Genomic DNA, 753 nt, shown 5'->3' on the forward strand with positions numbered 1-753 from the left:
GATATTGGGTGGAGTTAGTGTGGTTTGTTTTTAAACATTATTGGATGATGGATTTCCTGTTTCGTTACTGTAATTGCGCTAAAGAGTTAGCATGTGTTAAATTATGGCAATTATTGTCATGATAAAAACATACAAAGGAGTAAAATATGAACTTTCTGACCGCTATCAGTCGGTAAATGACCCGCTTCACCGCCCTGATTATCGTCCTTGCCTCCATCATCGCCTTTGTTGAACCTGCCACTTTTTCGTGGGTAAAAGGCGATACGCAAGTCGTTGTACTCGGCATTATCATGCTCGGTATGGGCATGACTTTGGGCAAAGAAGATTATCAAATTCTGGCGCAACGTCCGCTCGATATTTTCATCGGCGCAATCGCTCAATACACGATTATGCCCCTGCTTGCCATCGGCATTGCCAAAGCCTTTGACCTTTCGCCCGGATTGACGCTGGGTCTGGTTTTGGTCGGCACCTGCCCGGGCGGCGTTTCGTCCAATATCATGAGTTTTTTGGCTAAAGGCGATGTTGCCTTTTCAGTCGGTATGACCACGGTTTCCACCGTCCTCGCTCCTGTGATGACGCCGCTGTGGATGACTTATTTGGTCGGACAAACCGTCGAAATGGACGGTTGGGGTATGTTCAAATTTATGTTACTCGTTACCCTATTGCCTGTCGTTATCGGCTCTGCCGCCAATATATTGCTGCATAAAAAACATTGGTTTGAAGACGTGCGCGCGATTATGCCTGCCGTTGCCG

1 protein-coding gene is annotated in these 753 nt (G+C 46.9%); it reads left to right on the top strand.

Going from position 1 to position 753, the window contains the following annotated elements; all coding sequences use genetic code 11:
• Positions 1-176: 176 nt before the first annotated feature.
• The coding region (locus ACTHUM_RS16310; protein WP_440403465.1) for a bile acid:sodium symporter family protein at positions 177-753 on the top strand (577 nt) is incomplete at its 3' end.

This window comes from Neisseria sp. P0021.S006 (assembly GCF_051956895.1).